Raw genomic sequence first — 6,385 nt, forward strand, 5'->3', positions numbered from 1 at the left:
CGAAGTTTGCGACATGGCCATCCCGGTCATGCGATCGGGACCACCGGCACGCTCAGCGATGACCCGTGCACACCGAGGCGGCGGGGGTCACCGACGCCTGGTCGTCGAGCGGGCCGACGACCACGCAATAGGGCTGGCCGGGCGCGATGTCGTGGATGTCGTACTCCCCCGTGCCCGCCGGCACGCTCCCCACCACGACCGCCGGCGCGCTCGCCTTCGACACGGCGATCACCACGGTCACCGGCAGCGGGGCCCAGATGACCGTGAGCTTCGTCCGCCCGTCGACGAGGCGCAGGGCGCGCACCCCGGGCGGGACGGAACCAGCGACAGACACCGGCGCCGAAGCCGAGGCCGGCGGGACGGCGACCGCGACGGACACCGGCGCCGAGGCCACGGCCAGCGGGGCGGGCGCGCCGGAAGGCCGGTGCCACAGCAGGAGCACGGCCAGTACCGATGCGGCCACGAGCACGACCACCACGGACACCAGCGGCCACGCGGACCACACCCGGCGCGCGGGCTGCGGCCCGTCGCCGGCCACGCGAGCAGGTTCGACCGCGCGAGCAGGTTCGGCTACGCGAACGGGGTCGGCCACGCGAGCAGGTTCGGCCACGCGAACGGGGTCGATCGCGGGCGGGGCGGTCACCGGGGCCGAGGGCATCGGCGGCTCCACCGCGGCCAGCTCCCACTCCACCGCCTTGGTGAACGGGTGCCGGGTGCCCAGCCGCGCCCGCGCCGCCGCGTGGGCGAGCGTGAACAGCCGCCGGGCGGCCGCCACGTCGCCCCGCGCGTGCTGCAGCGCGGCCAGCTCGGCGGCGATGCGGATGGTGTCGAGGTCGTCGGCGCCGTACTCGCGCCGATGGATCACGTAGGCGGCGTTGAGCAGGCTCAGCGCGAGCGCGGTCTCGCCCCGGTCGCGCTGCAGCAGCGCCAGGTTGACCCGGGCCAGGCGCACGGCCCGGCAGACCGGCGCATCGCCCTCCTCGTCGATGCCGCTGTCCAGGACCCGGTGGTAGAGCCGCTCGGCCTCGTCCCACTCGTCGTAGTCGTGCCGGACGGCGGCCAGCACGGCGACGGCGTGGACGGTGGCCGGGTGGACCTGGCCGTAGCGGCGCTCGGCCTGCGCGGCCACGGCCTCGGCCAGGTCGTAGGCCCGGTCGATCTCGCCCAGCTCGCGCAGCGCCTCGGCGAGCAGGCGCCGGGTGGTCAGCCGGTCGTCGTCGCTCAGGCCGGGCTCGTCCAGCAGCTCCTGGACCACCTCCCGGGCGCCCGGGAAGTCCCAGGCGGCGATCAGCCGCTCGACCGCATCCAGCCGGTCCGTAACATCGACAGCACTCACAGTGTCCTCCCGCCCTGGGAGCTTAGGGACACCAATGACGCAGCGCCAGCATTTGATCACGTAAGGCGCCGGCCCCGGCAGCCTGCCACGTCGCTGCCGGAGCCGAGCCGTCCGCGTTACCGCGTCAGAAGCCGCGGGCGCCGCACACTGTGAAGGTTCGGCCGACCGCCGGGGGCCTTGAGGGATTCACGCCAGGATTCGCTGGTAGAGGCGCAGGTAGTCGTCGACCATGCGGTCGGCCGAGAAGCGCTGCAGGGCGCGGGCACGCACCCGGGACCGGTCGAGCTTGAGCGCGTCGTCGAGCACGCCGGCCGCCTCGGTGGCGTTGGCGGCGAGGTAGCCGGTGACGCCCTCGTCGACGACCTCGGGCATCGAGCCGAGCGGATAGGCCACGACCGGGGTACCGCAGACCATCGCCTCCACCACGGAGAGCCCGAACGGCTCGGCGAAGCCGATCGGGTGCAGCAGCGCGGCGGCGCCGCCCAGGATCTCCGCGCGCTCGGCCGGGCCGACGTTGCCGGCGTAGACGATCTGGTCGCCGTCGACGAGGGGCATGACCTCCTGCTCGTGGTACCGCTCGTCGTGCACCGGCCCGCAGATGAGCAGCCGCCGGCCGGCCGCGCGGGCGATCCGGACGGCCTGCGCGGTGCCCTTGTCCGGGTGGATGCGGCCGAAGGCGACCAGCGCCTCCCCGGGCTCGGCGCGGAACGGGAACTGCCGCGGGTCGATGCCGTGGTAGATGGTCGCCGCGTAGTCCAGGCCGGGGCCGCGGTCGGCGTCGGAGATGGACACGTAGGCCGAACCGGCCCGCTGGTAGGCCGGCAGGATCGACGGCGAGCAGAACCCGTGCACGGTGGTGAGCAGCCGGGTCCGGCAGAACTCGCTCATCGCCAGGGGCAGCCAGTCGAGGTTGTTGTGCACCAGGTCGAACTCGCCGCTGCGGGCGTAGCAGTGCGCGACGTGGATCGCCTCCCAGACGCGGCCGTCGTAGGTGGTGTCCTCGTTGTACGGGTGGTCCACGACCCCGTCGAGGCGGGCCGCGGTGATCGAGTCGAGGCTGGCGAAGAGGGTGACGTCCACGCCACGGGCCACGAGGCCGTCGGCGAGCAGCGACACGATCTGTTCCCACGGCCCGTACGCCCGCGGCGGCGTGCGCCAGGCGATCGGACCGAGCAGTGCGACCTTCATCGGAGCCCCCTACCCCCGCGCCACGGCGCGAATCCCGCACCCATCATCCGGCCACCCTCAGTTCCGCGGCCCGGCTGCCGATAGGAGATCAGCCGTTTCAGCGAAAAATGTCCCGGGGAGTCCGATGGCCGCATGGCGCTGGTACGCGGCCGTGGGTGCTCGCCCGGCAGGGGCTGTACGCCCTGTCCGGGGTGACGCGCTGACCGGCCTGGGCAACCGGGCACTGCTGCAAGGAGCGGCTGCGCCGGCTGGACTGCCCGCAGGCGCAGGGGTACCACTGCGGCGGCGTGCTGCGGGGCGCTACGCCGGCCGCAGCAGCCGGTGCCGCTTGACCACCGGCACGGAGAGCGTCTTGTACCCCACCCGCTCGAACAGCACCGTCATCTGCTCGCCGGCGTAGGACATCACCATCCCCTTGCCCCACTCGCCGTGCCGGACCTCGCTGTGCACCGGGAAGGGCGCGTCCTCGGCGGCGGCCAGCCCGGCCGCGGCGCTGCCGTCCGTGCAGTTGTCGCAGTGGCCGCAGGTGGTGCCGAGGTGTTCGCCGAAGTACGCCAGCAGCGTGCGCCCCCGGCACTGCCCGGTCTCCGCGAAGCCGCGCATCATGTCCAGCCGCGAGCGGGAGACCGTCTGCTGCCGCTGCGCCTGCGCCTCGGCCAGCTCGGCCGCCTTCGCCGGGGTGGGCGCCCAGCGCGGGGCCTTCACCCGGCCCCCGTGCAGCATGCGCGCCGCGCCGACCTCCTCCAGCAGGGCCAGCAGCTGCCCGAGCTTGCGCTCGCCGAGGCCGGTGCGCTCCTCGAGCTCGTCGCGGGTGAGCGGCTCGCCGGCCGCGCGCAGCAGGGCGGCGAGCGAGGCGACCTCGTCGCGGTCCACGCCGGCGCTGGTGAAGAACTTGCGCAGGCCGCTGTCCTCGCTGCGGTGCAGCAGCAGGACCTTCGCCGGCTGCCCGTCGCGCCCGGCCCGCCCGATCTCCTGCAGGTACGAGTCCGGGGAGTCCGGCAGCGACACGTGGTTGACCCACCGGATGTTCGGCTTGTCGATGCCCATGCCGAAGGCGGTGGTGGCCACCATGACCGGCACCGCGTCGGCCAGGAATGCCTCGTGGGCCCGCTCGCGTTCGCCGGCGCTCATCCCGCCGTGGTAGGCGACGGCCTCGATGCCCTCCTCCGTGAGCCGCTCGGCCAGCTCCTCGGTGGCCCGGCGGGTCGGGGCGTAGACGATGCCGGGCGGGGCCGACTCGCGGATGCGCGCGACCAGGCGCCGGTAGCGGGTCTCCTCGTCGGGGCAGTGGACGGACTCGAGGTACAGGTTGGGCCGGTCCAGCCCGGTGACCACGACCTCCGGGTCGCGCATGCCGAGGCGCTCGACGATGTCCTCGCGCACCGGCGGCGAGGCGGTCGCGGTCAGCGCCACCACCGGCGGGCGGCCCAGCTCCCGGATGAACTGCCCGAGCTGCAGGTAGTCCGGCCGGAAGTCGTGGCCCCAGGCCGAGACGCAGTGCGCCTCGTCGACCGCGACCAGGCTCGGCTTGAGCGCCTTGATCTGCTTGACCCGGGCCGGGTCGGCGAACTGCTCCGGGGTGAGGAACACGAACTCGGCGTCGCCGGCCCGCAGCGCCTCCAGCGCCTCCTCGCGCTCGCTCCTGCCCTCGGCGGAGGACAGCCGCACGGCGACGAGGGACTCGTGGTGGCGCGCGGTCAGCGAGGCGATCTGGTCCTGCTGCAGGGCCAGCAGCGGCGACACGACGATCGTCGGCCCGGGCAGCAGCGGGGCCGGCACCTGGTAGATGGCGGACTTGCCGGCGCCGGTGGGCAGCACGGCCAAGGCGTCGCGCCCGGCCATGAGCGCCTCCATCGCCCGCAGCTGCTCGTCGCGCAGCCGGTCCCAGCCGAAGCGCTCTTTCGCAACTTGCCGCAGTTGATCCGCCGTCATGGCCGACATTCTCTGATAGGACCGTCGGTATGCCTATTCAGACGCAAGGCGTCGTCGCGCTGGGCAAGGGCCGCCCGGTGAGCCTGGAGACCATCGTCGTGCCCGAGCCCGGCCCGGGTGAGGCCCGGGTCGAGATCCAGGCCTGCGGCGTCTGCCACACCGACCTGCACTACCGCGAGGGCGGTATCAGCGACGACTTCCCGTTCCTGCTCGGCCACGAGGCGGCCGGCGTGGTCGAGTCGGTCGGCCCCGACGTCACCGACGTGGCCCCCGGCGACTTCGTGATCCTCAACTGGCGGGCCGTGTGCGGGCAGTGCCGCGCCTGCCTGCGGGGGCGTCCGTGGTACTGCTTCAACACCCACAACGCCAAGCAGAAGATGACCCTGACCGACGGCACGCCGCTGTCCCCCGCCCTGGGCATCGGCGCGTTCCTCAAGCACACGCTGGTCGCCGCCGGCCAGTGCACCAAGGTCGACCCGCAGGCCCCCGCCGCGGTCGCCGGCCTGCTCGGCTGCGGCGTCATGGCCGGCATCGGCGCCGCCGTCAACACCGGCAACGTCGGGCGCGGCGACTCGGTGGCCGTCTTCGGCTGCGGCGGGGTCGGCAACGCCGCCATCGCCGGTGCCCGCCTGGCCGGCGCGTCAACGATCATCGGCGTCGACGTGGACCCCCGCAAGCTGCAGTGGGCCACCGACTTCGGCGCCACCCACGTCGTCAACTCCCGCGAGACCGACCCGGTCGCGGCGATCCGGTCCCTGACCGGCGGCTTCGGCGCCGACGTGGTGGTCGAGGCGGTGGGGCTGCCGCAGGTGTACGAGCAGGCCTTCTACGCCCGGGACCTGGCCGGCACGGTGGTGCTCGTCGGGGTGCCGCGCCCCGACATGCAGCTGACCCTGCCGTTCCTGGAGGTGTTCGGGCGGGGCGGGGCGCTCAAGTCCAGCTGGTACGGCGACTGCCTGCCCTCGCGGGACTTCCCGATGCTCATCGACCTGTACCGGCAGGGCCGCCTCCCGCTGGAGAAGTTCGTGACCGAGACCGGTTCGCTGGGTGACGTGGAGTCCGCCTTCCACAAGATGGAGCGTGGCGAGATCCTGAGAACGGTCATCGAGCTGTAGTTCCGTCCTTCTTGTCCGATAAGTCGGGCGCTGCCGCGCCACGACTTATCGGACATTTCATGTTTTAACAGTCTGTGCCGGTTGTTGCGCGACGGCCTCGACTATCGGGAAGGGTTGTCGCCGATAGGTTCCCGATATATCGTCGAACTATCAGCGATGGTTCGACGAATGGAGGGTGCGATCATGAGGTCGCGACAGGGATTCTTCGACGCCGGCTCGTGGCAACGCGGGTTCGGCAGCTTCATCCCGCCGTTCCCGCCCGGTGGCGGGCGCGGCTGGGGACAACACCACGGGCACGGGCCCGGCCACGGCCGCGGGCGCTCCCGCGGCGGGCGGCCCAACGTCCGGCAGGCCGTCCTGGCGCTGCTGCACGAGCGGCCGATGCACGGCTACGAGATGATCCAGGAGCTCGAGCAGCGCACGGGCGGCATCTGGCGGCCGAGCCCCGGCTCGGTGTACCCGACGCTGCAGATGCTCGAGGACGAGGGGCTCATCCAGGCCGAGGAGAGCGGCGGGCGCAAGCGCTTCGTGCTCACCGACACCGGCCGCCCGGAGGCCGAGAGCGCGGCGCAGAACGCGCCATGGCAGGAGTACGGCGACGAGAACGTCTCGCAGGCGCAGGAGTTCCGCGACGCCGCCTTCGGCATCATGGACGCGCTGCGGCAGGTCGGGTTCAACGGGACCAGCGAGCAGCGGGCCGCGGCGCTCGAGGTGCTCACCGAACGCATCACACGGGGGGATCCATCAGCATGCGCGAAAACGAAACAGCACTAGATCCATTTCCCGTCGCCGATGCCGTGGACGGCATCGAGCG

General features: G+C 72.9%; 5 protein-coding genes. 2 read left to right on the forward strand and 3 right to left on the reverse strand.

The window, feature by feature from the left end:
- Positions 1-52 precede the first annotated feature (52 nt).
- The 3 genes from AB0M46_RS20595 to AB0M46_RS20605 form a co-directional block, all read right to left on the reverse strand.
- Positions 53-1,336: a tetratricopeptide repeat protein gene (locus tag AB0M46_RS20595; protein ID WP_363338171.1), complete on the reverse strand. Its 1,284-nt coding sequence runs from the start codon at positions 1,334-1,336 to the stop codon at positions 53-55.
- A gap of 186 nt (positions 1,337-1,522) precedes the next feature.
- A complete protein-coding gene (locus tag AB0M46_RS20600; RefSeq protein ID WP_363338172.1) occupies positions 1,523-2,524 on the reverse strand; it encodes a glycosyltransferase family 4 protein in 1,002 nt (333 codons plus the stop codon).
- Positions 2,525-2,824: 300 nt separating this feature from the next.
- Complete coding sequence (locus AB0M46_RS20605; RefSeq protein WP_363338174.1) at positions 2,825-4,456, reverse strand: ATP-dependent DNA helicase RecQ; 1,632 nt, start codon at positions 4,454-4,456, stop codon at positions 2,825-2,827.
- A 29-nt stretch (positions 4,457-4,485) separates the two neighbouring features.
- Between AB0M46_RS20605 and AB0M46_RS20610 the strand changes: the two genes are divergently transcribed.
- Both AB0M46_RS20610 and AB0M46_RS20615 read left to right on the forward strand, forming a co-directional pair.
- Positions 4,486-5,571: an S-(hydroxymethyl)mycothiol dehydrogenase gene (locus AB0M46_RS20610; RefSeq protein ID WP_363338176.1), complete on the forward strand. Its 1,086-nt coding sequence runs from the start codon at positions 4,486-4,488 to the stop codon at positions 5,569-5,571.
- 183 nt (positions 5,572-5,754) lie between these two features.
- Positions 5,755-6,345, forward strand: a complete 591-nt coding sequence (locus AB0M46_RS20615; RefSeq protein ID WP_363338178.1) for a PadR family transcriptional regulator — start codon at positions 5,755-5,757, stop codon at positions 6,343-6,345.
- Positions 6,346-6,385 lie beyond the last annotated feature (40 nt).

The organism is Dactylosporangium sp. NPDC051485, assembly GCF_040682015.1.
Classification (GTDB): domain Bacteria; phylum Actinomycetota; class Actinomycetes; order Mycobacteriales; family Micromonosporaceae; genus Dactylosporangium.

Coding starts and splice junctions, on each gene's coding strand:
- AB0M46_RS20600 (WP_363338172.1), bottom strand. CDS start 2,524: ATGAAGGTCGCACTGCTCGGTCCGATCGCCTGGCGCACGCCGCCGCGG.
- AB0M46_RS20605 (WP_363338174.1), bottom strand. CDS start 4,456: ATGACGGCGGATCAACTGCGGCAAGTTGCGAAAGAGCGCTTCGGCTGG.
- AB0M46_RS20610 (WP_363338176.1), top strand. CDS start 4,486: ATGCCTATTCAGACGCAAGGCGTCGTCGCGCTGGGCAAGGGCCGCCCG.
- AB0M46_RS20615 (WP_363338178.1), top strand. CDS start 5,755: ATGAGGTCGCGACAGGGATTCTTCGACGCCGGCTCGTGGCAACGCGGG.